This is a genomic window from Bifidobacterium dentium JCM 1195 = DSM 20436 (assembly GCF_001042595.1).
GTDB lineage: Bacteria > Actinomycetota > Actinomycetes > Actinomycetales > Bifidobacteriaceae > Bifidobacterium > Bifidobacterium dentium.
Map to the genome: position 1 here is coordinate 1,075,496 of NZ_AP012326.1, position 25,293 is coordinate 1,100,788.

At 63.3% G+C, this 25,293-nt stretch carries 24 protein-coding genes; 5 read left to right on the forward strand and 19 right to left on the reverse strand.

Annotated elements, in window-relative coordinates; all coding sequences use genetic code 11:
* Nucleotides 1-16 precede the first annotated feature (16 nt).
* Nucleotides 17-862 (forward strand): hypothetical protein, encoded by an 846-nt coding sequence (locus tag BBDE_RS04640; protein ID WP_012902088.1) that lies wholly within the window; start codon nt 17-19, stop codon nt 860-862.
* Here BBDE_RS04640 and BBDE_RS04645 read toward each other — a convergent pair.
* The 8 genes from BBDE_RS04645 to BBDE_RS11410 form a co-directional block, all read right to left on the reverse strand.
* Nucleotides 825-1,193 carry a hypothetical protein gene (locus tag BBDE_RS04645; protein ID WP_228369757.1) on the reverse strand — a complete coding sequence of 123 codons (369 nt, stop codon included), beginning with the start codon at nt 1,191-1,193 and terminating at the stop codon, nt 825-827. The two genes, BBDE_RS04640 and BBDE_RS04645, sit on opposite strands and share 38 nt — an antisense overlap.
* Complete coding sequence (locus tag BBDE_RS04650; protein WP_003843921.1) at nt 1,190-1,939, reverse strand: hypothetical protein; 750 nt, start codon at nt 1,937-1,939, stop codon at nt 1,190-1,192. Before BBDE_RS04650 ends, BBDE_RS04645 begins: the two co-directional genes overlap by 4 nt.
* Before the next feature lie 17 nt (nt 1,940-1,956).
* Nucleotides 1,957-3,351, reverse strand: coding sequence for a hypothetical protein (locus BBDE_RS04655; RefSeq protein WP_033489298.1), 1,395 nt, complete (start codon nt 3,349-3,351; stop codon nt 1,957-1,959).
* Nucleotides 3,335-4,870, reverse strand: a complete 1,536-nt coding sequence (locus BBDE_RS04660) for a hypothetical protein (RefSeq protein ID WP_003840464.1) — start codon at nt 4,868-4,870, stop codon at nt 3,335-3,337. Before BBDE_RS04660 ends, BBDE_RS04655 begins: the two co-directional genes overlap by 17 nt.
* Entirely contained in the window at nt 4,857-6,878 is a 2,022-nt protein-coding gene (locus BBDE_RS04665) for a type IV secretory system conjugative DNA transfer family protein (protein ID WP_003840462.1), read from the reverse strand. Before BBDE_RS04665 ends, BBDE_RS04660 begins: the two co-directional genes overlap by 14 nt.
* Before the next feature lie 46 nt (nt 6,879-6,924).
* Entirely contained in the window at nt 6,925-8,661 is a 1,737-nt protein-coding gene (locus BBDE_RS04670; protein ID WP_003840460.1) for a hypothetical protein, read from the reverse strand.
* Between the two features lie 124 nt (nt 8,662-8,785).
* Nucleotides 8,786-9,031 carry a hypothetical protein gene (locus tag BBDE_RS04675; protein WP_003840459.1) on the reverse strand — a complete coding sequence of 82 codons (246 nt, stop codon included), beginning with the start codon at nt 9,029-9,031 and terminating at the stop codon, nt 8,786-8,788.
* A gap of 106 nt (nt 9,032-9,137) precedes the next feature.
* Complete coding sequence (locus BBDE_RS11410) at nt 9,138-9,287, reverse strand: hypothetical protein (RefSeq protein ID WP_003840458.1); 150 nt, start codon at nt 9,285-9,287, stop codon at nt 9,138-9,140.
* A 358-nt stretch (nt 9,288-9,645) separates the two neighbouring features.
* Here BBDE_RS11410 and BBDE_RS11480 point away from each other — a divergent pair, with 358 nt between their 5' ends.
* A complete protein-coding gene (locus tag BBDE_RS11480) occupies nt 9,646-10,179 on the forward strand; it encodes a hypothetical protein (RefSeq protein WP_187116106.1) in 534 nt (177 codons plus the stop codon).
* A 346-nt stretch (nt 10,180-10,525) separates the two neighbouring features.
* Here the strand turns inward: BBDE_RS11480 and BBDE_RS04685 are convergent, their stop codons facing one another.
* From BBDE_RS04685 to BBDE_RS04700, 4 genes are all read right to left on the reverse strand, one after another.
* Entirely contained in the window at nt 10,526-14,419 is a 3,894-nt protein-coding gene (locus BBDE_RS04685) for an LPXTG cell wall anchor domain-containing protein (RefSeq protein ID WP_033489300.1), read from the reverse strand.
* A gap of 219 nt (nt 14,420-14,638) precedes the next feature.
* Nucleotides 14,639-15,604: a hypothetical protein gene (locus BBDE_RS04690; protein WP_003840451.1), complete on the reverse strand. Its 966-nt coding sequence runs from the start codon at nt 15,602-15,604 to the stop codon at nt 14,639-14,641.
* A 196-nt stretch (nt 15,605-15,800) separates the two neighbouring features.
* A complete protein-coding gene (locus BBDE_RS04695; RefSeq protein ID WP_228369758.1) occupies nt 15,801-16,322 on the reverse strand; it encodes a PBECR4 domain-containing protein in 522 nt (173 codons plus the stop codon).
* A gap of 321 nt (nt 16,323-16,643) precedes the next feature.
* Entirely contained in the window at nt 16,644-16,964 is a 321-nt protein-coding gene (locus BBDE_RS04700) for a hypothetical protein (protein ID WP_003843888.1), read from the reverse strand.
* A 165-nt stretch (nt 16,965-17,129) separates the two neighbouring features.
* On the opposite strand from BBDE_RS04700, the gene BBDE_RS04705 reads away from it, so the two are divergent.
* On the forward strand, nt 17,130-17,753 hold the full coding sequence (locus BBDE_RS04705; RefSeq protein WP_012902096.1) for a hypothetical protein: 624 nt from the start codon (nt 17,130-17,132) through the stop codon (nt 17,751-17,753).
* A 40-nt stretch (nt 17,754-17,793) separates the two neighbouring features.
* On the opposite strand, the gene BBDE_RS04710 is transcribed toward BBDE_RS04705, so the two are convergent.
* From BBDE_RS04710 to BBDE_RS04725, 4 genes are all read right to left on the reverse strand, one after another.
* Entirely contained in the window at nt 17,794-18,105 is a 312-nt protein-coding gene (locus BBDE_RS04710; protein ID WP_012902097.1) for a hypothetical protein, read from the reverse strand.
* Nucleotides 18,106-18,142: 37 nt separating this feature from the next.
* Nucleotides 18,143-18,919 carry a hypothetical protein gene (locus tag BBDE_RS04715; protein ID WP_012902098.1) on the reverse strand — a complete coding sequence of 259 codons (777 nt, stop codon included), beginning with the start codon at nt 18,917-18,919 and terminating at the stop codon, nt 18,143-18,145.
* A 360-nt stretch (nt 18,920-19,279) separates the two neighbouring features.
* On the reverse strand, nt 19,280-20,158 hold the full coding sequence (locus tag BBDE_RS04720) for a hypothetical protein (protein ID WP_003840440.1): 879 nt from the start codon (nt 20,156-20,158) through the stop codon (nt 19,280-19,282).
* Between the two features lie 73 nt (nt 20,159-20,231).
* Entirely contained in the window at nt 20,232-20,468 is a 237-nt protein-coding gene (locus BBDE_RS04725; protein ID WP_012902099.1) for a hypothetical protein, read from the reverse strand.
* A 220-nt stretch (nt 20,469-20,688) separates the two neighbouring features.
* Between BBDE_RS04725 and BBDE_RS04730 the strand changes: the two genes are divergently transcribed.
* Complete coding sequence (locus BBDE_RS04730) at nt 20,689-20,994, forward strand: hypothetical protein (protein WP_003840436.1); 306 nt, start codon at nt 20,689-20,691, stop codon at nt 20,992-20,994.
* Nucleotides 20,995-20,996: 2 nt separating this feature from the next.
* Complete coding sequence (locus BBDE_RS04735) at nt 20,997-21,344, forward strand: hypothetical protein (protein WP_003843910.1); 348 nt, start codon at nt 20,997-20,999, stop codon at nt 21,342-21,344.
* Nucleotides 21,345-21,739: 395 nt separating this feature from the next.
* On the opposite strand, the gene BBDE_RS04740 is transcribed toward BBDE_RS04735, so the two are convergent.
* From BBDE_RS04740 to BBDE_RS04750, 3 genes are all read right to left on the reverse strand, one after another.
* Nucleotides 21,740-21,946 (reverse strand): hypothetical protein, encoded by a 207-nt coding sequence (locus BBDE_RS04740; RefSeq protein WP_033489777.1) that lies wholly within the window; start codon nt 21,944-21,946, stop codon nt 21,740-21,742.
* A 118-nt stretch (nt 21,947-22,064) separates the two neighbouring features.
* Nucleotides 22,065-23,381: a HipA domain-containing protein gene (locus BBDE_RS04745; protein ID WP_012902102.1), complete on the reverse strand. Its 1,317-nt coding sequence runs from the start codon at nt 23,379-23,381 to the stop codon at nt 22,065-22,067.
* Nucleotides 23,382-23,819: 438 nt separating this feature from the next.
* On the reverse strand, nt 23,820-25,274 hold the full coding sequence (locus BBDE_RS04750; protein ID WP_012902103.1) for a PrgI family protein: 1,455 nt from the start codon (nt 25,272-25,274) through the stop codon (nt 23,820-23,822).
* Nucleotides 25,275-25,293: the final 19 nt, after the last annotated feature.

The following is a 25,293-nucleotide window of genomic DNA, read 5'->3' on the forward strand; positions in this document are numbered from 1 at the left end:
CCCGCACGGACGTTACATGGCAAGCATGATGCGGTGTCTGGGTTATCCGAAGAGCAAGGCGCTGTTCACCGCGTGGATCGACGGGCTCGCCCCCGGCCAGCACAGGCTGCGCCATGGGCCAGTACCCGAGGAGCTGAGATGCAAGGCGGTGGTCGCGGTCGCGTCCGGTGGGCCGGAGTCGTGTGAGGTCGCCACCGAACTGGACGTGGATCCGTCGGCCGTTGGGAAGCTGGAAGCGGCGGATGCTCGACCAGTCCGGGGAGAAGACCATGACCGAACCGACCATGAAGCCCGAAAAGCCTGGGAAACCAAGAAAAACGGGACCCGTGAAACCGGCGGAGGAACCGGAGCCGGCGGTGAGGCCGGGCGGGCCGGTCGCTTCGGCGATGCCAGAGGAGTTGGATGCGGAGCTCGCCGACAAGATCCATCTCGAGGAAAACGATATGAACGGTCTGGAACGCAGAATGGCCGACATGCTGGCCACAACTGCGGCAACATTCTCCGGTGGCATAGAATCAAGGAATCACACGGGGGAGAGTTCTCCATCAACGGCTTCCTCAACCATTACCCGGACTTCCTGTCCATGACCAGGACCGGCCGGATACTCGCCATCGAGACCAAGGGTGAAATGCTGAAGGGCGACGACAGCCGGGACAAGCTCAGCCTGGGCAACATGTGGGCGAACGCCGTCGGAGACGGCTACCGGTACTTCATGGTGTTCGAGAACGATCCGCTGGACGGTCCGGGATCCTACACCTTGAAGGAGTCCGAGAGATATCCTGAACCATCTGGCATGACCGGCACGGCCATGTCCGTGGACGCGTTCAGTTCCCGCCTTCCATACGGCTGGCGTTGGTTCTGACCACGTTCATGTCATGGACGACGACCGCGTAGTGGGTGTCTCCTCCCGCGTCACGTCGTTCGCCGGACATGCCGACGAACTCGATGACGTCCCCACGGTTGACGTCCTGCATCATCTTCGATACGCGACCGTCATACGGCACCAGCAGCACGTACAGGCTCCGGCCTCCCTCGCTCCAGACGCCGCGTAGGGCCGGACACCTGCGCCCGTCGGAGGTACGCAGACGGGTGATGCCCGCCATGGGCACGCTGACGCGTCCCACTTGCGGGCTCATGCCGATCATGCCGTCATGGGGCAACAGCATTCTCCAGGACTGGTTCGTCGCGCTCACCGCCCATCACCCCCATCCGTGCCGTCGGTCGATCCCTGGGCCTGGCCGAAGACCTTCGTCAGCTGGTCTCCCTCAAGGCTCGCGGCGCAGCCCGACGTCGCGGACGTGAGGTCCTGCTGGGCTTTGGTCAGCGCGTCGTAATCCTGGGATTTGCCGTTCACCAACGATTTCGCGGTCTCGTACGCGCCGCGCAGGCTCTTGCAGGATGCGTCAGCCGAACCCAACCGGTCGAGCCGGTCGGCCGCCCTGCCCGCGCCGGACAGTGCGGACTCGAGATCATCGAGCCTCGCGTCTATGGCCGCCCGCATGGCCTGTGGATACCATTGCCGTGCCAGCGCACGGACCCGTTCCACCGGCCTTTCGGAGCCGATGGCGTCGTACAGGTCGCTCGCCTCCGCGAGATCCCGATGGTCGTGACGGTACAGCAGGTTCGAAAGCGTGTCCACGTTGGAGTCCTCCGGGGCGTTGAGCAGTTCGCGTACCTCGTCGGCGATGCTTTCCGCATCCCCGGTGAACATCGTGGCCGCCTGCTGTTCCAACGTCCCGTTCCTCACCTTTTTCGACGGGTGTCCGGACGAGGTGGCGGACGATGATGCGGAAGCGGACCCCGTGGCCGTGCCACCGGTGGAACGCCACGGGTTGAACGCGAGGACCATCAGCATTACGCCGATGACGGCGATGATGATCCATACGCGCGCCTGACGGACCTGGGACGGTGTCGATGAGGGACGTTTGCTTCCTGACATGTGATGCTCCTTGTCGTTCACAGGCTCGAATCGGATTCGGGCAGGCCGTCATCGGTTTCGGGCGCGGGTACGCTCCATCCGCCGGAGTTCCCGGAATCCGCCTGTCCGGAGGAGGAGCCGCTACCGGAACCACTGTGCGAGCCTCCGATATCGCCGCCGGAGGATGGGGCCTGGTATTGGGGCGTCGTGGTCTGCTGGGACTGCGTCTGACGGCGTGCCTGTTCCTCCTGTTCGGCCTTGGCCTTCGCGTCCGCCTCGGCTTTGGCCTGTTCGTCCGCCTTGCGTTTCTCCTCGACGAGCGTGGACACGCTCCCGTATGCCTTGTCGAGTCGAGCGCGAACCCTGTCGATCCGGTCGGCCGTCGCGTCGTCGGACAATGATTCGGCCTGCCCGATGGCCTTGTCCAGATCGGACAGGGCCCTCCTGACGTAATCCTCCGATTTGACGGAGGATTTCAGATTCCTGGCCTTTTTAAGACTCTCCCGCAGCTTCTTGGAGGCGGTCTCGCGTTTCCTGTCGGCGGCGGACGTCCTGACCTTCCCGTTCAGTGAGAGGGTGCGTTTCGTGGCCATGTCGGCCTTGCCGGCCAATGATTCGGCCCGCTTCGCGTCCAGTCCGTCGTGGGAGGTTCCGAGGATGACGCGATTGGTCTTCACCTGGGCGGAGAGTTCGTCGAGCAGGTCCGGATCGGACAGGTCATCGCTCCCGTACGAGCCGAGCATCCCACGCGCCTTGCCGTTCGCGCCCTTCAACGCGTCCATCGACGAGGTGACGTGCCGTGACGCCTCCAGAAGCGCGTTCTCCCGGGCCTTTCCGCCGACGACGGCCAAGCCGGTCAGAAGGACGGCGAGCACGCATACGGCGATCAGGATCCGATGCGGCCATTTCCCCGCGCGGGCGGGTCCGCCGTCGGCGGGATCGTCATGGTCCGCCACGGCCTGCAGGCTTTCCCTCATGCCCTTGCACGTCTCGGCCGGCGTGATGGACGAAGCGTCGCCGGCGGGCAGGGGAACGTCTACCGTCAGTGTGATGGACGGGCCTATCGGCGGGTTCGCCATGCCGTCCGCGTCTTCGGATGCGCTCACCAGCGACGGCACGGCGGACCCCGGCGGAATCGTGGGCCGTTCCGGCCCCGTCATGCTCCCATCCGCGACGGGTCCGCCCGTCGTGGCCCTCCCCGCGGGCATCGGTAGGGGAGCCGTCTCCGGTACGGTCGGATCCGTTTCGGCCATGGCGATCCCATGCCCGTCCGTCCGGCTCCTTGCGCGCCGGCGCCGGGAACGTTCCTCCGTCCCGCCGTCCCGCGTGCCGGAGGCCTTCATCTCCTCGAACCAGTCGAGATCGTCCTGCCCGTCGCCTCCGCCCAGTTGGTCGAACAGGCTCGGCCGCATGCCCTCATTCATGCCGTTCATCGTCGAAAACCTTTCCGATCGTCCCAAGAAGCCGTTCGATCCGGTCGAACGTGCCGGTGCCGTTGTCCGTCAAACGTTCCAACAGTTCCACGTCGTCACGCTGCAGGTCCAACGGCAACGGCGTGTACCCGTCGTCGGACGGGCTGCGGCCATGCTCGCGCAGTACGTCGCGGATCCGTCGCGTCTCGTCCATGAGCCGTCGGCGGTCCTCCCCGCGCATGCTCCCGCCATCGTCGCGAAGACGCAGGCCCGCGGCGGACAGGGCGCGGTCGAGCCGGTCGCGTTCCTTCGATTCCAGTGACCGGTATTCCAGCCAACGGCGTCGCGCCTTCTCCTCGAGCAGGCCCGCATGTTTCAACACGTCCCGGCGGGCATCGTCGTCATCACGGGCCAACGTCCGCTCGAAATCATGGCGTGTCGCCTCCAGTTCGACACGCCATGCGGCCAGGTCGGAGCGTAGGCTCCCGTCACTGACCTCAGCCTCGTATTCGACATGATGGCCCGTGGGCAGGTGTGCGATGTCGTCCAACGCGTCCTGATCCGTCATGAACGATGCGGCCGGCGTCATCTCGCCGGTCATCCCGTCGATCTCCTGCATGCGGTAGCCCCAGTATCCCGGATCGAAGTCCTGCCGTCGGATCGCTTCGGCCCGTTCATGTTCGTCAAGACCCGGATCCACGACCGGAGCCCATTCGCCCTCATGCCGGTACCATTGCGCGTATGCCTCACGACGCGCGGCCTCACGTTCCCGGGCCTCCGTATCGGAGAGATGATGCCGGTGATCGTCGGATTTCGCGTTGGAATCCTTCAGATCGTCCTTGACCCGGTCCAACGCCTGATGGATCAACGCCTGCAGGGTCGGCATGTACAGGCCGCCATTGCCGCTGCCCACCACGAGGTCCATGTAGCATTTGAGGCTGAACACCTCGTGGACGATGTCATCATGCAACAGCCAGCAGGAAGGCAGCGTCTGGTCCCACGACGGATAGTGCGTGGTCAGGAACACGCCCATGCGCACGGTGTGCAGCATCATCAGGTCGATGTCGCGACGGGGCGGGGCTCCCAACAGGTCCACCGGACGGGCGACGGTCATCTCCTTCTTCAGGTCGGTCTGGCGCATGTTCGCCCACCGGCCCGGCCCGTACTCCGGTTCCACGGGAGCGGGGTCGAACATCTCGCGGGCGAGCGTGATCAGGTTGTTCACCATCGGCCCCGGCATGCTGGCGCCACGGATCCGGGCGAACCGTTCCCGTGCGAAATCGACCAGATCCTGCACCGCCTGGTCCTGGTCGGAACGGTAGTCGGCTCCCATGGGAGTGACAGGCTCCAGGTCGTCGGCCTTCACGGACCGTTGCCGGCGGGCGTCCGCGTCGGCAACGGCTTCCGGTTCCGTCCGTTCGATCTCGTCGCCGAAATCGAACGTGTCCTGCGCCATGTGACGTTCCGTTCCCGGATCCCGCCTGCCCTCCTTGGAGCCGGCGGCCTGCATCATCCGCCGGTAATGCTCATCGACGTCCATCGACCCTCACGCCTCCGTCCCTGCCGGTCCCATGCCCTTGCCACGACCTGGCCCGCGGTTGGATCCGCTCGAGGCCCGGACGCCACCAGTTGCGTCTCATGAACTGGATCGTCTCGACCAGGGCAGGCTGCTGTCCCAACGGTTCGACCATCGCATATCCGCGCGGGAGCATGCTCAATTCCCGTCTCGTGACGGAATCCTCACGTTCGTGACGGCTTGAGAAGCCGCCGATCGGCCCCTGGCCCGGATTCCAGTTGCGTTCCTCCCTGGTGCGCCCATGCCGGCCGATCTGGCTGATCCACCAGTCGAGCGTGTCATCGTCGGACACGCCCTTGAGCATGATCCGATGACAGTTCTCCCACACCGTCCGTTCGGTTTCCCGCCCATAGCCGTCCTTCTCGTCGGCCATCTGCTGGCGGGACTGCTCGACGATGATGACCTGATAGCCGTTGCCGCCGCCCTGCGTGATCGCGTTACGCAATCCGCCCCATTTCTCGATGTTCGACAATTCATCCAATACAAAACGGGCGGGAGGTTCGATCTTGCCCCGTGAACCCGAGGTCGGGTCGAACGCGAGATCCTGGCACGCCTCCTGGAACGTGTCCAACAACAGGCTCACGAACACGCCCGCATTGCCGGAACTGCCGCCTTCACGTTTCGGTTTGGACAATACGAACACGGTGTCTCCGCGCATGACCATGCGTTTGGGATCCATCAGACGCGGGTCGGACGGGCTGAAGTCCATACGCTCGCGCACACGCGGGTCCGCGAGGATCGCGAACGCGTTTCTCACGCCGAACCATTCCGAACCTTTCTGTCGCGGATCCACATGGGGCAGCGCGTTCAACGTCGTGGCCCACTGGTTCATCTCACGCTGCGGCGTGTTACGGCGGATCAGGTCGGCGGCCTCCTGCGCGGCCTCGGGACTCAGACTCCACTGGTAGCAGTCGCCGATGGTCCTATCCGAGATCGCCGCCGCATACAACATGGCCTGCACGTACATCGCCGCGGATACACCCCACTCCTGGTTGTTCGATCCGGAACCCATGCCACCGATGCCCACCAGGGTCTGCGCGCGGCGCATCGCCACGGACGGATCGTCGCAACCCTGCAAAGGCGTCCAGAACATGTTGTGACGGGTCAGCGGATCGTTCTCCGCGACGCCTTCCGGGTCGAAGATATGGGTGGTTCCCTCGCCGCGCGCCCCGTACACGGCGCCCGTGGCACGGTCGGTCACGCCAAGCTCGCGCAGGAGACGGGTCGCCTTGATGATGTCGCCGCGCGTCGAGGTGGCAAGGACGAAACCCGGGGCCTCGACCACGGCGGGAATGACCACGCACACGGTCTTGCCCGAACGGGTCGGCCCCAACACGTACAGATGCCGTTCGCATCCCAGCCATACTTCCATGTGATGGCTCCACCCCACGAGCATGGCGGCATGCCATGGCTTCGGCATGACCGCGCCCGGCCTGCGCTCCTGGAATTCGGACAATGTGCGCGGCAGGACCGCCGGTACCACGTCGCGCATCACGCTGCGCGGACCATAGGAGTCCGCGATCTGACGCCACGAGGCCATGCCCGGACGCGAACCAAGCCAGTCGGCCGCACGCTCGCCCGAATCCCGGTACGAATCCCAGAAGATCCACAATGAAAGGATCGTGACGAAACAGCCCACCCACCAAGGCAGGCAGGCGAGGACCGTCGTCAGGGGATCGCCCCCGGCCATGACGAACGAGAACAGGGTGGCGATCACGGCGAGCAACAGTGCAATGGCGCCCACGTGCTTGACCAGGACGCTTTCCTCATCCGACAATACCTCATACAGGCGCGTGTGCCGGTCGAGCCAGACGCCCAGATCGGAATCCTCGAACCGTTTCCATTTCGCCATGGCCTCGCGTCGGTTCTCCGCGTTGAGTTCCTCGGCGTCGTACCGCAGACCCGTGCGCGGGCCGTCCGCAAGGTCCCCGTCGGGTGCCAGCGTCTCGTACCATGGTCGTTCGTCCATCATGCTCCTTCGTTTCCTGATAGGTGGCCTTTTTCCGGGTCCCGTGGCCTTAGGATGCCTTGCGCAGTCCGGAAGTGTCGAACGTCGCGGCCCAACGGGGGCCCGCGACGGGAAGAATCATGCGCGGATGGGACCGGCCGATACGCCAGATGCCGAATCCCTGCGCCAATTGCGGGATCATGTCCAGCTCGTCCTCGCTCAGATCGGGAACCAGCTGGTTGAGCAGTGCGATGTTCTCGCCTCCCTGACGGTAGATGATCTTCGTCTCCATCAGGTTCATCAGCTGTTCGACCTTGCCGCGCAGGCCGGATCCCTGGTTGAACACCTGCGTCATGTCCGCGACGCCGTGCACGATCAGCCATGTGGCGCAACCCCAATGGCCGGCGGAACGCTGCCTGGTCTGCAACGAGTCGACCAGCTGCGGGTTGCTCAGCAGGTCCCACGCCTCCTCGCACACGATGATGCGGCGCAATCCGTCGCGCGCCTGCAGCAGACGGTCGATCCACGAGCTGACCGCGGCCGTGTACACGCGTTTCAATGTGGGATCCTGGAACACGGGGCCGGAAGTGTCGAACACGATGATCGGCGCGTCCGGATCCAACGTGATGGTGCTTTCCCGATCGAACATGCCGCTCATCGTTCCCCCGTGGACCATGGGCGCGAACACTCGCGCGGCCTCGCTGGCCTTCTCACGCGCCAGATCCCGGTAATGTTCGAAGCCGCGGATGTTGGCGTACACGGAATCCACCCACTGCCAGTCGCTCAGACGGTCCACGGCCGCCTCCAACGTCATTGGCCCGGTGTCGTACGAGGCGATCAGCTGGTCGATCAAGGACAGCATGTCCTTGTCCAACGGGAAGGGCCGATCCTGTTCGCGGACGGCTTCGGCCAATGCCATGACGGCGCTCTTGCGGCCGGCCAGGACCTCCTGGCGGAACGCCTCACGCTCCTCCCTGCCGGTCAGATGGCTCGCGTCGGGCATGGCGAACGGGTTGAGATAGTTGCCCGCGCCCGGGGAAACGACCTGTCCGCCGGGAATGTCCCGTGCGATGCGCACCCATTCGCTCTGACGGTCCGACTGGACGATCACGTGCCGGCCGTAGCCCATCTCCCTGACCGCGAGGGTCTTCATGCAGAAGCTCTTGCCCTGGCCGCGCAATCCCGACGTGAAGATGTCCGGACTGGTGGTCAGCCTGGCATCGTACGTGCCCCAACAGTCGAAGGTGAACAGTTCACGGCTGAACACGTCCAGGCCGACGGGCGGGCCGGGGATCACGGGAGCGCCGCTGCCGGCGACGAACGTGGTCAATACGCCCGCACGACCCGTGCTGGTCTGATGCCAGGGGATCAGCGGACGGGCGTTGAAGTCCTTGGTGATGAAATCGATGGGCGTGGGCGAGCCCAACGGAAGCTGGCCGGCGGCGTCGCCCAGACGCTCCCTGCGCGCCTTCCGGGCTTTGCGGATCTGCCCGGCGACCATGCCCGACAGGCGGCTTCTCGCATCCGATACCGCGTTCCCGTCGGCCCGTGTGAACGCGTGCGGGGGAACGGGCGGCAGATCGATGCCGTCCAGTCGCGCCTCGGCCGATGCCTGCAGCCATGCCAGTTCCAGGAGCGTCGGCCTGGTTGGGGCGGGTACGAAGCCGATGCAGTCGGCTCCGCGACGTGCCTGGGAGCCGAGACGATGCCCGTCATCCTCCAATGCGGGAATGGCGTCGTCCCCGGCGATCCCGTCCGTGTCGGCGTCGTCGGCGTTCTCCCATCGTTCGTTCTCTTCCGTCATCATGTCCACATCGGTCCGATCCTTGAAAAACGTTACGGAACGCGGTCCCGTCCGGTGAAGCGTTCCACCGGACGGGACCGACGGACAGGCCGGGTGAGCCGGCCTGTTTTCCCCATTGACGCGGCCGTCACACCGCATAGCCCGAATGGGCGAGCACGATGCCGACCGTGATCATGAGCAGGAAGCAGACCACGGCGCACACGAGCATCACGATCGCCCTGGATCTACGTTTCCTCATACCCATGGCGAGCACACGGTCCTTGGCCCTGCGACCCACCGTCGTGCTGTTCTCCTTGACGGTCAGCAGCACGAACGCCCTGTACAGGAACGTCGCCGCGCCGGCCATGAGAACGACCATGATGATTGCTGGCATTTGGATCCTCCCTCACCGATGAAACACGTCGGAAGACGCTCTCGAGGATCGTCCTCCGTCCAATCCACGTGAGGGCGGGCCGATATCCGTACGGGACGGCGCGATATCATTCCAGGTCCCGGCCGGCACGGTCCCGTTCCGAATGCAGGCGCCGCGCCTGCATGTCCCCCATACGCGCCGCGACGCATAGGGAGACGACCAACATGCCACCGGCCATGCCGGCGACGAACAATACGATGTCGATGACGAGCCCCATCACGGTTCCTTCCCATAGGCGAGAGGTCTTCCGGAGGAACCACCCCGCACGCCCGCGATATCGCGGATGGGACGGCCACGCCATTCCCTTTCCTTGCCCATTCGGCGATTCCCGCATGAGGGAGGGATTGTCAAGGGACGCGGCGACGGAAGGCCATGCTGCCTCCGACCGGTCACGGGACCGCATTGACGGGAATCGGCCCGGCCGTCTTCCGGATCGGCGATCGGATCGGTGGATTGTGCGGTGTCGGATGAAAAACGTCTCGCCGATCTCTGATGACCGACGAACGTTCCCTCATCGCGGAGACGATTCGTTCCGTGACGACGGGGGAGAGACGCTGGTCGGAGGAAAGCTGGCCATGGATGATGGCGGGCACGTCCGCCAGCCGGTCCGGATCGTATTTGCCCCGATCGTCGATGAGGGACAGCCGCCGGTACGCATTGTCCCCGTCTCCCTAATCGTCGATCCGGAATGGTTTCGTCCGACAGTCGCCGTTGTTCATGGCATCAGGTTCCATGCCGTTCCGCGGGCTCGCCCCGCTGTCGAAGATCGGCGCCAGTCTGATCGCGAAGGCCTCCACATCCCTTATCAGGCCGAGATCGTTGCGGTGCCGGTCCGTGTTACGCAACGGGAAGTCAAGGAAAAGGAAATCATCGGTGGCACGGCGGGCCGCGTCACGGTCGACTCCGAGCCGTTCGCAGGCATCCGCCCAGCCATCATCGGCCTACGTGACACGATGATCGGATCCGGACCCTTCCATGGCAGCAATGGAGGCATCGCCGTCCCTCAGAAAAAAGAATCAAAGCCGGAACGGTGCGGTTTACGTTCCGGCCCCGCATGGGAACCCGTGTTTGCATTACCCTCCGCCAGACGACCCGGCTCACTGCGATGAAACGGCATGAGCGGCGCGACGGAAAGTTCCCGTACGGTAAGACATGAACCACATGCCCGGCCTCCCGGACGGAAGGAAGGGCATGAAGTTCAAGCCATACCCCCAATGTATCCACGATTCCCGCAACACGCCAAACGGACCCCTGAGCGGACCGGAGCCGGAAAGGAAACCGGCCGTTCCGGACGGGGGACCGACGTTGGGGCATGGAATCGAGAAAGAAGGAGGGGTGGAGGATGGCCGTTCGCCGGATCATCCTCCACCCCTTCACGGTGCCAGGCCCGTGGAATCCCGTTTCCCGTCCCATGGCGTGGGCTGGGAAACGGGATCATTGACGGGATCTTCTCGCTCACCTGCCGGAGTGCGCGCCGCGCGGGCCGGTGCCGGCCGCCTTGCGGCGTGCCAGGAGCAGGCCCGTGCCAAGAGCGCCGACCGCGATCACGGCGAGCAGCATGCCGCCGATCGCGGCGCCGGTCCGGGCGAGGGACGGGCGGTAGCCGCTCCAATCGTCGGTGTTGGACTCGACCTTCGTGTCGGAGCACAGGGTGACGGTCTTGTCGCCGTCCTTGACGTCGACGGCGTTGGACGGACGGGTCTCGTCGTTCTTGCCGCCGAACGGGTCGGTGTCGGTGACGGGGCATTCGACGAGCGGCGTGCCGGTGACCTTGACGCGGTCGGTGTGCCTGCCGCCCTGCCGGACGCCCTTGAGCGTGCCGGTCACGATGGTGGACTCGCCGGGCTTGAGCACGAGGGTGTCCCAATCGTCCGGATACTTCAGGTCCACGACCTCGCCCTCGCCGGCGATGGTCTTGTCGACCATCTGCAGATCCCTGGCCAGATACCAGGCGCCCTCGCCGGTCGAGGAGTCGGTCTTGGACGTGTTGGTGATCTTGAACGCGATCTGCTGGCTGTCGCCGGCCATCTTCAACGCGTCCTTCACATCGTCGCGGTCACCGGCCTGTTCGCCGGACTCCACGTCGTACTTCTCGATGTGGATGCTCGGGGTCATGTCCGGGGTACGGGTCCACACGATGTTGGACGGGAGGACCTTGTCGTTCAGATACTCGGTGAACTGGTTCTCGATCTTCTCGCCGACCTTGACGCGCTTGCACTGGATGTACGCGCGCCAGCCGTTCTCATGGTCGTTGTCCGCGGACACGAGCTTGCGATAGGCCTCGGTGGCCTCGACGGTCACAACGCCCTTGTCGTCGGCGGATGCGTCGAACAGGTCGCCGCCGAACTTCGAGGAGTCGAAGCCGTTGCCGGCGATCCTGTCGCCCTTCGCGGCGATCACCTTGCCGTCCCTGTACAGGTCACGGCTCGCGTACACGGCCCACTGGCCCGTGTACTGGTCGTATGCGGTGTTCAGCGGGTCGACGATCTTCCACTGGTCGACCTGCGGGTAGGCTCGGCCGGCCGGCAGGATGGAGCTGTCGAGCTGGTAGAGGAAGGTGCGGTTGAGATACACCGACTTGCCGTCGATGCTTTCGCCGCCGACCTTGACGGTCACGTCCTTCTTCGGGTTGATGGGCTTCAACGGGTTGGACACCTCGTTGGTCTCCTTGCTCAGATCGTTGGTGACCTGGATGGCCTTGTTCATCACCGTGTAGCCGTCCTTGACCTTGGAGACCTTGTACGGCATGATCACCTGGTATTCCTGGCCGAGGAGGTTCTGGTCGATCGCCGGATCCGTCATCGCGTCGAGCTTGCGGGTCGAGTACTCCCGCAGGTCGGAGGGCTGCGGGTCGCCCTTCACGGTCTCGCCGGTCGCGGGAATCTCGGTGTCGACGGTCTTCGCGAACACGTAGGCGACGCCGTCCTTGATCTGGACGTTGAACTTGCCGGTCACGTCCTGTCCCTTCTCGTCCAACACTTCGATCTTGGTCTGGTCGACGTCCAGGTACTCGTCGTCGAAATCATCGACGATGCCGAGACGCTGGACCTTGTATGCGGTGGAGTCCTTGGACAGGTGCTTCGCGTCCAGGGTCACGACGTAGTTGCCGGTGTCGCACAGGAGCAGGGTCTTGCCGTCGATGCTGACGGTCTTGTCCTTGCTGGACACGTCCTCCTTCTTCGGAACGAGTTCCGGGGGCGTGTTGTACACCCTGTTCGACGGGGTCAGGCTGTTGTTCAACGTGAGTCCCCACTGGTTGCCGACCCTGTGGTCGGTCGGGGCCTTCTCGCTCACGGTGCCCTCGAAGCGGACGAGCACGCGCGGGTTCTGGCCCTTGCCCCAGTTCGCCTTCACGTACGCGGCCGTGAAGTCGAGGCGGAAGCTGTGGGACTTCTCGTCCCACTTCGTCGAATACTGCTTCTTGGAAATGGTCTTGCCGGATTCCAGGTCGCGGACCTCCAGGGTCTGCTTGTCCGGCACGAGATACTGGTCGTACGTGTCGGTGAAGACGACCTGCTCGACGTCGTCCGCGAGCTGGGACGGGAGCTTCGGCGTGGTGGCCAGCTGGTATTCGACCTTCTGGCCCGGGAACACGACCTTGCCCTGCACGCTTTCCTGCTCGCCGCCCTGGCTGGCCTCGGACACGACGTCCTTCCTGACCGGCGGCACGTAGCCGCAGATCTTCGGCTCGTTCGTGCTGACGGCCTGGTTGTTGACGATCTCCTTGCCCGCATTGGTCAACGCGTGCCCGTCCTTGCCGGCGGTGCAGAACGTGGTCTCGTCGCCCTCGGCCACGCCCATGTCCTTACGGACCTGGGCCGCGCCCTTGCCGTTCGCGAAGTTGATCTTGCCGGGGATCAGGAGCGTGACCTGCCTGGCCTTCGCCATGCCGGTGAGTTCCTTCAAATGGGCGGCCTTCGCGGTGGCGGTGACCTTGGTGTCCTCGACGGTGATCGTGTACTGGTCGGTCACGTCCTTGCCGACGGTGTTGATGCCGTTGACGCTGGACTGGTCCTCACGGTCGGCGTCCGCCTCGTACACGCGGATCTCGGACTTCGCGTCCGCGTCGAACAGGTAGTCGGCGTTCGCGTAGTCGTCCTCGATCTGGAAGGTGGCGAGCTGGTCCTTGACGAGGTCCTTCGCGACGGTCGCGTTGACCGCGCTGGCGGCCTTGTCGCCGTCGAGGAAGACGTTGTCGTCCGCGCCGGTCGTGTTGCTTTCGGTCGGGTCGATGACGGTCTTCCAGGTCTTGGACTTGGCGTCCCACTTGACCCAGCTTTTGTCCGGGTTCGGCTTCCAGGTCGGGAACTCGTGTTCGGGCGTGTCCTTGTCCTGGCTCTTGGTGACGCCCTTCCAGGACACGTGGCCCTTGTCCTTGACGAGGCTGGTCTCGGGCGTGTGCACGGTCACGTCGAATGCGAACTCGAAATCATGGTCGTCGGGCAGGCTTCCGCCGTTCCATGTGGCGGTCAGCACGTTGCCGGACGGTGTGGCTCCGTTGGCGCTGTTGAACGTGTAGGAGCCGGTCATGTCCTTGCCGGCGGTCTTGTCGGTGACCTTCAGGTTCGACACGGTGTACTGCTGGCCATGCGGGTCGAACGTGTCCTTGAAGTCGAGCTTGGTGCCCTTCCTGCCGGTCTTGGATTCAATGGTCGTGGTGTTCGTCATCGAGTCCGCGCTGACGCCGTCGCTGATGCGCTTGGTCGGAGCCGCCGGTGGAGTGTCGACCGGCGGCTCGTCCTGGTCGAGGACGATGGCGATGACGGCGCGTGGGGCCTTGTCCATCTCACGGATGGCGAGACTATTGATGGAAGTCTGTCCATCAGAGAAGAACGAACGGGTCGTGTAGTTGACTCCCTGATAGGAATAAGTGTTGCCCGGAATGCCGGAATCGTTGTAGGCCTTCTTCCACTGGGCGGCATTGAAGGTGCCGTTCGCGCCCGTGTACCAGTCGCCGGACGCGCCGGGCGTATGCACGAAACCCACGGACACGAGGCGGCAGTCCGGGCTCTGGTTGCCGGAGGCCTTCGCGCGCGCCACGCATTCGTCCTTCGCGCCGGTGACGGCATCGTCGATGACTTGGTTCGATTCGGCGCCGTCCATCGACCGCACGCCAGCGGACGCCATCGCGGCCTTCACGTTCTCACGGGTCGGCGCGCCGAAGGAGTCCTTGTACACCCAGCTGATAGTGCCGGTGCCGCCTGCGGTGCCGTCGCCCGACCCGGACCCGGATCCGGATCCGCCGCCGCCGTCAGCCGCGAGCGCTCCGGCCACCGGAGTGCACAGGGTCGCTGCGGCGACCATGGTCGCCAGAGCGGTTTTGCCCCATTTCTTGTTTGTGGAACCCAATGTCCCGTCTCCTTTCAGATATTTCTGCCTGCAGATTCGTTCCCCGCCTATGCGGGCCGGGAACGCCGGATGGCGGAAACGCGTTTCCCCTCCATCCAATCCATTCCACGCGCGCACGCCTCGATGAGGGGCAATATCGATTCGGGGCGTATGCCGTATGAACGAAAACGGCCCCGTCCAAAAATGGACGGGGCCTGCGAAGGACAAGGGGAAAATGAGTCATCCAAGTGGACAGAATTTATCCGGCTGGCAATTGTATTGATCCCCAGTATTGTCTTCCCAGTCGTAGTGGATGTCGTCAGAGGCAGAAGACGAGGAAGAGCCCGCGTTTGAGGAAGAGCCTCCCTGGGAGCCGCCTGAATACGATCCGCCGGAATAGGACTGTCCACCGGCGGAACCGGACCAGCCGCCGGACGAATACGAACCGTACGAGTACGAGCGTTGCGCCTGCGCCTGCTGTTGGGCCTGCTGTGCGGCGGCCGCCTGGGCCGCGGCCTCCTGTTCGGCCTGCGCCTTCGCGGCGGCCTCGGCGTCGGCCCTGTCCTTCGCCGCCTTCGAATCGTTCACGGCCTTCACGGCCTTGGCGATGGCATCCGCGTCGCGCTTGGCGATGGCCTGCTTCAACGCCTCACGGGTCTTCTCGTCCTGGACCTTGCCATCCGTCGACGAGTACAGTCCGTCCGCGTCGGCCACCGTCTTGTCGAGCTTCGACGATTCGACCGCCCTGACGGCCGACTCCAACGTCTTCGCATCCGCCTTCACGCCCTTGGTCGTCTTGTCCGCCTTCGCGGCGGCCTCGTCCAGACCGGTCTTGTCGGACGCGTCGCACCTGACCATGCCGGGCGTCTCCACCCCAACGGCCTGCTTCAACGCGTCAAGGGTCTTCGCGTCCTTCACGCTTGTCGCATCCGTCTTCAACGCGGCCGTCGTGGCGTCCGCGTTGAGCAGCGCCTTATACGATTTCACGGCCTTCGACTGATCCGCGACGGCCGATGCGCACGCCTGGCGCGCCAGAGACACCCGATGGTTCTCGTAAACCCTGTATCCGCACACGCCGCCGACAGCCAGGACGGTCGCCGCGACGGCCGCCACGGCGATGATGATCGGCCTGCGGTCCCTCCTCGTTGGAATGTCCTCCGTGCCGGCCGGTGGAATGGCTGCCGGGACAGTGTTCTTCTCTTCCATGACGGTTCCTCCTTGATGTCTTTTCGATATGCTCATACTACCCACATAACCCCCTGACAATATCGGCAGGGGAGAAGCATGGGTTTTTCGGTCTGGCGGCCCGGAAGGAACGTCCGCCCATGGAGTTCGGAATCCGGGAAACGGTTGCGGATGGAAAACAGGAGTCGCGGAACGCCATGGGAGCACCACGTAGCAGTCAACTCAGAAGGTCGATACTCCGGACATAGTGGAGGCTTGTTCCCGGTTTCCTTTCATCGGACGTCGGTCCCTTCTTCAACGACTTCGGATAATACAGTCCGTTGTCATCCCGTCCCAGACCAAGATGCCATGCCGAGCCACCGAAATACAATCGGACACGACTATTGCCCGACTCCACCACGAGTTCGGCCTTATCCAATTCGAATGCGCCGGCAATCACATCGGCCTTGGCTTTCAACCAGTTCGCATCACCGGTCGGCGCGACCCTCTTCGGAGAGATACGCTTCCGCGCGAGCAGATCGACATACAGACGACGTGCGGGCAATGACCGCCTGCGATGGTCGTCGGCATAATAATCCAAGCCACACAAGTGAGCGAAGTTCTCAGCCCTCCACCGTATCGCCACCTCGAAACCGTCGTCACAGACGATTCGCGTGGTCCGGCCAACGAGACACTGGTACGACAGGGCGGCCTTGCGCGCCTCGCCAAGCATGCGCTCCTTCTCCCTGGTGACGTTCAAACCCGATCCTCCCGCGAAAAAAGAAGGGGCGTCGAACCAACGCCCCTTCGGAAGCAGACGGCAAGTCTTTTTACAGTCTTCTGCGTGACTTGACGCTCCCTTGTCAGGGAGGATGAACGGCTTCGGCCCGTTCCGGCCATCTGGTCCAGCCGCTGGACGAGACGTCCCGCTATCGCGGATGACGCGGCCATCGTCATCGGACGCCTGCGGCAGCATGCCATCTGTTCCGGACCCGAAACCCCGCCCACGACCAAAACGGGGTCAGGCTTCAAGGTCTATACGATTCTATTCACAGACCATGGACGAGTCCATCCAAAGGATTCATAGGCTCCTGCCATGTGTGCGGACGAGCAGGTACGCCCAGACCATCAGATTCACGGCCTGCACCACCAGCAGAATCACATCCACGCCGGAAACAGTGCCGGTCCAACCATCCCGTATGCGCATGAGCCCATGACCCAACCCGTACGAGTAGGCGAGCACGCCGATCCACCCGGCCAATCGGCACACCGAGTCGCGCCGCCGTTGTTCTTCCGAACATCGACGGGAACCGTTCGGGATCATGTATGGTCCGACCAGTCGGACGCACGCCACGAGATTCAGCACGCATACAAGGCTTTTCAACAGGTTCACCCAATTCACTGAATGTCTCCTTCCCACCATCCGGCGCTTTCGCGCACCTGTTCCATCAGATCCTCCAACGTGGCCTGTGCCGTACGACGGGACGTTCTCCTGCAGGCGATCCCCTATGATGATAGCGTTGATGATACGAAAATCCCGTATGCCGGGCGAATGGAAGGAGAGGCCATGAGCGTTCAATTCCGACCCATCACGGGCAGGGAGGACGGGGACTGGTTCGACGAGGAGGAACCGTTCCGTATCCCGCCCTCGTACATGCTCGTGGACAACGGTCTCGTATGGGCATGGTCGCCGAACGGATGCTACAGATGCTCGTTCCGGTATCTGGAAAGCGCGATGGTGTTCACGTTCCTTGACCGGTGGGGATACCGGCATGACCGGATCGTCGCCTGGAACGTCCTGGACGACATGGGATTCCTCTCACGGGCCTTCAAAATCCAGATCGGCAGGGAACTGTCGGTGAGGACGAATTACTCGAAACTCATGGGGGAAAGCTACCTGGCCGTCAACTGTTCACACTGCGGCGCCATCCAGGGAGTCAACTTCATCATCAACGACTACCTCGGCAGGGGCGGCGTATTCTCCAACCCGCGATATGATTCGATCCCCATCCAGGTCAAAAGGCTCCCGCTCCTCACCCGGGACAAGCCGGGAACGTACCGGTGGGCGTTCGAGGACCCGTTCACGCGCGATGTCCCCGCACGCAGGCTCGTGGCGGACCAGCCGTTCCGTTTCCACCCGGCCCCCACGTCACGGAATCCTTCGCCATGGAACCCTCAGGCAAGACCATAAGGCCATGACGCCATGAAGGGCACGGGGAACGGTCCGGCAGTCAGCGTCCGCGATGCCGCCAGGCGAGGATGATCCACACGAGCGTGTTGGCCGTGACCAATGCCAGATTCACGTAATCGACCGGCAGCACATCATCATCCCACCCGAACCGCAGGTACATCAGGCTCTTGCCCACGCCGCACGCGTACAACACCGTCAGAATCCATCCCGCAGCACGCAGTCCACGGGCCATGCCCGTGGACGGGTCGGGACCGTGACGGCCTGCCGGCATCATCCGATCGCCCAGCACCTTCACGCACAGGATAAGCTCCACCGCGTACATGACGCCTCTTGCCAGATCGGTCCAGTTCATCCATGCCTCCCCGTTCCGGCGGAACGCGTTCCCGCCGTCATCCGTCATCCTCCTCCGACCCCTGGCCGGCACGTATGGAATCCACGGTCTGCTCCGACAATGATTCAAGGATGGAGGCCATGCGATCCAATTCGTCCGGATCGGCCGACCCCGCATCCATTTCCTTCGCCTTGTCGTACTCCTGGCCGAGTCTCGTGCGCAGATACGGCAGGTTCAGGTCCGCGTCCCGCGTATCGTCCAACGTGCGTTCGGCCTTTTCCAACGCCGTATGGAACCGTTCGCGCCTGTCCTTGTAAGCCGTGCGGCCCAGCACGTCCGACGCCTTCCCGTACAGGGACTTCAGGGTCCTGCGGGCCTTGCGCATCCGCGTGGCTTCACCGTCGGCCTTTTCCTTGGCCCTCTTCAACGTCGCATTGTCATGATCCGCGTCGCAGCTGATCTCCGACACGCTCGGACGGTTCCTCGCCTTGACCCAGCGTCGTGCCAGGTCCTCGTCGGCCTTACGCAACGCCCTCACGTCGATGTTTGTCCCGTACCGTTCCGAATCCTTGTCGAACAGGCCGGCCTGACGGTCGCGTGACAGCACGGCCCGCTCGCATGCCGTCACGTTCCCGTCATGCGCCATATCCATCCGATCCACGAGGATGATGCCGCCGACACCCGCCACCGCGCATACGGCCGCGCCTATGGCGATGATCCTCACCATGGGAAAGCCGCCGGGACGACGATCACGACGATCATGCCTCCCGCCGTCATCGGTGCCGGCCGCAGTGTCATACGCCGTCGGCATCCAGTCGGCATTGAATCCTTCCATTCGCGTCTCCTCCTTCGGGGCTCGTCGTGGATTCCGCCACGGAAAACGGCCGGCCCCGACGCTCAGAGAGAGAAGAAGGGGAAGAGACGCGTCGGGGCCGGCATCCATGCCCGAACGGAGAGAACCTTCGGACACGGCCTGTTCAATTATCCGAGGACGGGAGCGGGGGAGAGACCATGAATGGCCAAGGGGAAATGATCCCGGACAGGGGGAAGCGTCCGGAGAAAGGAGCAGGCGTCCACGGACCGGCTCTCCCGTCCCGTCATGACCATCACGCGACCCGTATCCGATATCGTCACGCGAAACGATGCGACGGGGCGGATGCCGACGATCCACGATCGAAACGAACCCGCCGATAACCTATCCCAGCACGTCGGCCGCCAACCCCAACAGGCGACGGCTCTCATGCCAATCAGGCATGTTCAATATGCGGCTGAACCATTCCGGATCCGTACGAACCTGGATGAAACCGCCGATCTGACGTCCCTCATGCAACAGGCATAGCGGGAAGTATTCGACCATATGCTCGCCGTCCTTCCGTTTGGATGGAGGACCGAGCGTGAACGTGACGTTGGTGAAACGTGTGGTGGAAACGCGAACGTATTCCTCGGAAAAATCCACGGGTTCCAATCTGACGTCGTCAAGAGTGGAAAGAGCCGCAGCGACCGGACCATCCTTGGACACGCATTGACCGTACAGGTCCTGTTCCGGCAATCCCATGAACAACATCTGCGGCAGGTTGCAGTAGGTGGAATCGTAATTCAGCCATGCCTTGTCGTTCCGCCATAGGATCAACGCCCTCTGCAGTCTCTTGATGCCAAGGCGTATTCCCGAAGCGCGCCGCCACGCGTATTCCACCCGGTCGAACCGGTCCCTCATAATCCGGTACAAGGCCAATGCCGTGGGATTGGACGGGGGACGACGCGAACCGGGATCACGATGATATCCCGGATTCGAATACGAGCATTCCAGATACGCCGTCTCGTCATATACGGCCACTCCAGGCACGTCATGCCCGACGTGTCTTCCATACGGGCGTCGATGACCGGCATCCAGTTCGCGACGGTTCAGACCGACCATGCGGACGGGATTGTCGCATTCGGGACAGACCGCGTACAACCTCCTATGCCCGCCCTCCGCAACCACGAAAGGCTCCATGCCCTTGGTCTCCATGAAATAATTCTCCTGACTGATGGCAATGGCCCTGCATTCCCCGACACGGGTCTTGAACACATCCATAGGACACCTCCGATTGGAACCGATATCGGTTCCAATCGTAGAGCCGTTCGACCATCGACGGTTCGGACGGGGTCTACCGGTATCTCCTGTTGATTCCTATCCACCATTCCGGTGGCAGTGGTGGTATCGCCCGCTCGTGTTCGGCGAATGCCAGGCACGCGAGGACCGTGGTCAGTCCGATGCCGAACTCGCGATCGTCCTGGCGCATGAGGAACACGTAGTCCTCCGTGCAGTCGTCGCAGTCCATGTGGTCGATGATCCGTCTGCGGGCCAGACGCGCCAGATCGGGTTCGGCCGTATCGTTCGTCATTCGTTCGCCTCGTTTCCGTATGATGTCCGGGCCGATCCCGGACGGGCCTTCCGTCATATCCACATGCACTGCAGACGCGGATGGGCGATGGATGAGGCATCGGGACACGATCGCTTCGCCTTCCCCCGCACGCATTCCGAACACACCCATCGGAAAAGACCTCCGCGATCGGAAAACCGAGAGCCCGACCCGGCCCAATAATTGTGGTACAATTATTTCCGTGATTATCTTCGATTCCAAATCGGCCTACAAACATTTCGAGGAGGATCGGCTTGACGAGGATGAGATACGCAGGGCCATGGCGCACCCGGAATGGATCGCGCTCATTGACCCCGCCGACCCATCCATCCCGCCCGGAACACCCGGCAACACGGCGGCGCTCGTCATATGCCTGCGCCGTCCCGGCGCATGGCATGACGACCTGATAGAAGTGCTCGCACGACCGCAAGGACGCGACATGCTCGTGTTCCATGTCGAGCATCTGACTGACAAATGGCGTGACTATTGGATGAAATGGAGACGATAGCAATGACCGATATCTACGAACGGCTGGCCGACGAAAACGACCCGGCCCCCACGACAGCTCCGGCCGCGCAGTTCACGGGCGGCCGGGCTTCCGACCTGATGGCCTCGCTCATGGCCGAGGACGCCGATGCCACGGCCATCCTCACCGCGCTGGCCGGCCCGGGCCGCCCGACGGGCGATGAAAAACGTGAGAAAAGCGTACAGGAACGCTTCCGTGTCCCGGCCTCGTGGAGCTCGTACATAGAGTACGCGGCGAAACGCGAGGGACTTAATAAAAGCAGATACCTGAAAGCCCTCATCATCCAGGATGCCCGCGCGCACCACGAGGAGCATCGCCTGCAGGCCGCATGACGCGATGGCACGAGAAGGCCCACGACGTTCGGGAGCGTCGTGGACCTTTTTCATATCCGGGGCCGTGGATTTCCGGGAAAACGGCCTTAGGCGTCGAGATCCGTGGTAGATGTTGAAACGAATGGTACGGACGGGCGACGGAAAGGATATGCCAGATGTTCAAATCGAAGAGGGAACTGCGCGCGGATAACCGCCGGCCTCGGTAGGAAAACGAAGACCTGAAGAAACAGAAGGACACACTGAAGGACGAAGTCAGTGTGTACAGACAGAAAATCGAATGCGCGACCGGGCATGTCAATATCAACCCTCTCATAGAAACGGTGGAGGCGTTATGCACCAATCCTGAATATGACAAGTGGGCTAACCATCCCGCGGCGACGATCCTCGTTCGCCTGTCATCCGCGCAGCATCTCCTCCGCATATGCGCGACCGAGATGGATCCCGGGGGAAGGCTCCCATGCCAGGGCGACGTTGTCGAACTCACGATCGTCCTGGCGCATGAGGAGCACGTAGTCCTCCGTGCAGTCGTCGCAGTCCATGTGGTCGATGATCCGCCTGCGGGCCAGACGCGCCAGATCGGGTTCGGCCGTATCGTTCGTCATTCGTTCGCCCCGTTTCCGCATGATGTCCGGGCCCATCCCGGACAGACCCTCCGTCATACCCACATGCACCGAACGGGTCGAAAGACGATAATAGGGACACCGGAAACGGAGAGGAACGCTACCGCAGCCCGGCATCGTCGGCGACGGAAAGGGCCGGTCCAGGGAAAGGATCCTCCGCATCCGAGGACGAGGGCATGGGAAGATCGTCCGTCGACCGGTCCGGCGTAGGCCGGGGGATGGTGAGACATGTGGTCCCATGATTGGATGAGACCGTCTCGTCACGGACCGTCACGGCCGTTGCGACACGCTTCACGAGGCTCGACCTGATCGCTTCGATACGGACCGGGGAAAGCATGCCGTTGGCCGTCAGACGGTGGGCCACCTCGTCGGGCCAATCCGCCAGAACGTCAAGATCGTACCTCGACCAATCCGCGATGAGACGCAGCTGACGCAACGCCGTAGGGGCCTTATAGGTCGAATAGAACGGTTTCGTCCTGTAATCGGCATTGTCCACCCTCAACTCGCCGGCCCACAGGCTCATCCCCGTATCGAACAACGGGGCGGGCCGCACCTCAAGACTGTCCACGTTCCTGATCAGGCCGAAATTGTTGTAATGCCTGTCGATGTTACGGACCAGCCAGTCCACGAGAAGCCAATCGTCGGTCGCGTCGCTGACGGCTTTGCGCGTGCAACCCAGCGAGACCGCGTCCGACAGCCATTGATCCCGCATGCTCAGCCTGTTGTCACGCTTGATGGATCCCATGAGCTGCCATGCGGGGATCAGTTCCTCGTCACGGGAGAGCATCTCGTCGCACAGGCTGACGGGACGGTTGCCGTATTCCCCGAGCCGGTACTCCACGGCCCGGATGCCCAATCCGCGCGCGAGACGCGAGGCTATGAGCTCGTTGACGGGTTCCTGTCCGGTCCTGCCGCCCTTGACGAGGACCCTCACACCGGACGGGCCGATGGTCCAACGTTTGGGCAGGTCGCCGCCGGTGGACGCGTCCGGCACGTTGAGGCTGAACCCGTGGGACGAGGAGACAGGGGTGAGCAGCATTCGCCCGAACTCCTCGTCGAATGGATTGTCGAAGAAGTTGACGTCCTCCCAACGTACCGGGTCGGAAGCGTCCCTGACCCAATACTGGTCGGATAGGCTCAACCCGTACGACCGGTTCAGGAGATCCACCGTGGAACGCACCCCAAGGAGATCCAACGCGCGGCGGATGCCGTCCCGTGAGGAGGGGATGGCCCGCCGGCGCCACCACATGTCGACCCGTTTCGCGTAGACCGCGCTCTTGCCGTGCGTGGTCAATTCCAACGGAAGCCTCGCCCTGTCTAGGATCGTGCCAGTCCCGACGGCGCAGGCGCGACGTCGGTCGTAATCGAAGGAAAGCACCGGGCGACGTGCGCACATCAGAAGACGTTCGACGCTCATCAAAACCACCTTCCCGCCCAACGGGCCACGACGGACACGACCACATGCCTCATACTACCCGCCAAAACCCGGATCGGCCCCGCCCCACGGGAATCTCAGGCGTCCACAGGCAGGACGAACGGCTCGCCGCCCACGGTCCAAAGGTTCCTTTCCCCGGTCCGGGCGTTCATCCGAGGATACGGCCGGCAATCTCGAGAAGGCGCTCGTCCCTTCTGCCATGTGTCAACGTCCGGGTCCGTTCGAGCCAGCCGCCCTCGGCCGTGATGCGCAGGTCCGAGGCCACCTCGCGACCGTCGACGCGGATATGCGATGGAATGAAGAACTTGTTTCCGCGGGAGCTGTCACGCCGAAATCTTCGTAATGCTCACGGCATCATCGCTTGAATCAGGAATCTCATCGTGAGCACGTCCAAGAGGAACGAGCTCAATCGACAACAGCTCAGATACCCAATGGCAGGATCGCGGTCAACGCGGCCCGCTGCTGGCCCTTCATCGAGGAGAGCCTCATATGCCAGTTCTTGGCCTTCTGCTGCATGTCACGGTCGAACACGTCCAGGTCCGGCAGGCTTTTCGCGAACAGGGCGATAAAGCCCTGATGATCCGTATCGGGCCAGTTCGCCTCCTGTTCGAGCTCACGTAGCCGCTGTTCCTTCTCCTCACGACGTTCGTCGCGGTTCTTCTCGCGCTGGTCCTGCAGCCTGCTACGTTGGCGGATGCTGCTCTTCCTGTTGCGCAGGTCCGCTTCCGACTGGTCCATCGTCAACGGACGCCAGATATGACAGAACGCCATCATGCGTTTACCGGCGACCAGGTCACGGATCCAACCGGCCTGCACGTCGGTGTCGGGCCATTGGTAGACCCAATACGTTCTCGCGACGCAGGAATCCAAGGTGATGTAGTCATGCTCCTTGGCTTCCTCGCACCAGGTCACCGTCGGATCATCCCTGTTGACGTGGACGCGATCGGCCGCATGCTCGGGATCCGCGACCGTGCGGATCAGATAGCGCAGGTCGTCCACATCGCACCAGTGGATGCTGCCGCGTCGGGCGCCGCAATCCAGCAGGTCGGGCGCCATGGTCCGTTTGACAAGCTCGCCCAACGCGATGCCCACGCTCGCGCGTTCCGTCTTCGCGTGACGGTTCACGCCCGCAAGCCGGTCGGCCGACACGCTCGCGCTGATGTAGTTCACGTTCTGCAAAGGAGTGAGGATGTCGGGCATGCGCCACAGGTCGGACAGATCGTCACGGGCCCACTGCGGGGTCGACTCATCCCGCAGATACGCGGGTTCCGGGGGAGTGGGTCCCGGCAGGACGAAACTCGTCTCCTTCAGTTCGACGAACCCGTCCGTTTCGGACAGGTCCTTGAGCATCGTGTTCAACGCCATCGCCCGGGAGGCCTTGCCCTCGTCGGATGACATCGTCCACTCCTCGACGTGCGCGGTCAACGTGGCGGTGGCCTGACGCTTGTCGGGATCCCACAGATAGCAGGCGCCCATGAACGGCGTGCCTATGACCTCCACGTCACGGCCCTCGATGGCCTGCGCCCGATCCTCGGCATGCCCATACAGGCCGAGCGCGCCCAACGGGCGGCCCGCGGCGAGGGGACTGTAGGCCCAACGGTTCGTACCGTCCTTCAACCTAGCCCGCCATCGCATCCAGATCCACGTCCACGACAACAGGCTCAGCCCATGCACGCGCATCACGCCATACACGATGGCCAGCCCGCCGACGATCATCAGCGGGCCGTTCAATCCCATGGCACCTCCCGCGACCAGCAGGGCGACGCCCATGACCGTGACGATCAACTGCGCCTTGTCCAGGCCGAACAGCACGTTCGTGGCCGACAGTCGACTGAACGACGCGGCCGGGACCTTGGTCTTTTCCTGTGCATCCATGGGATCCGACACCTCCAAA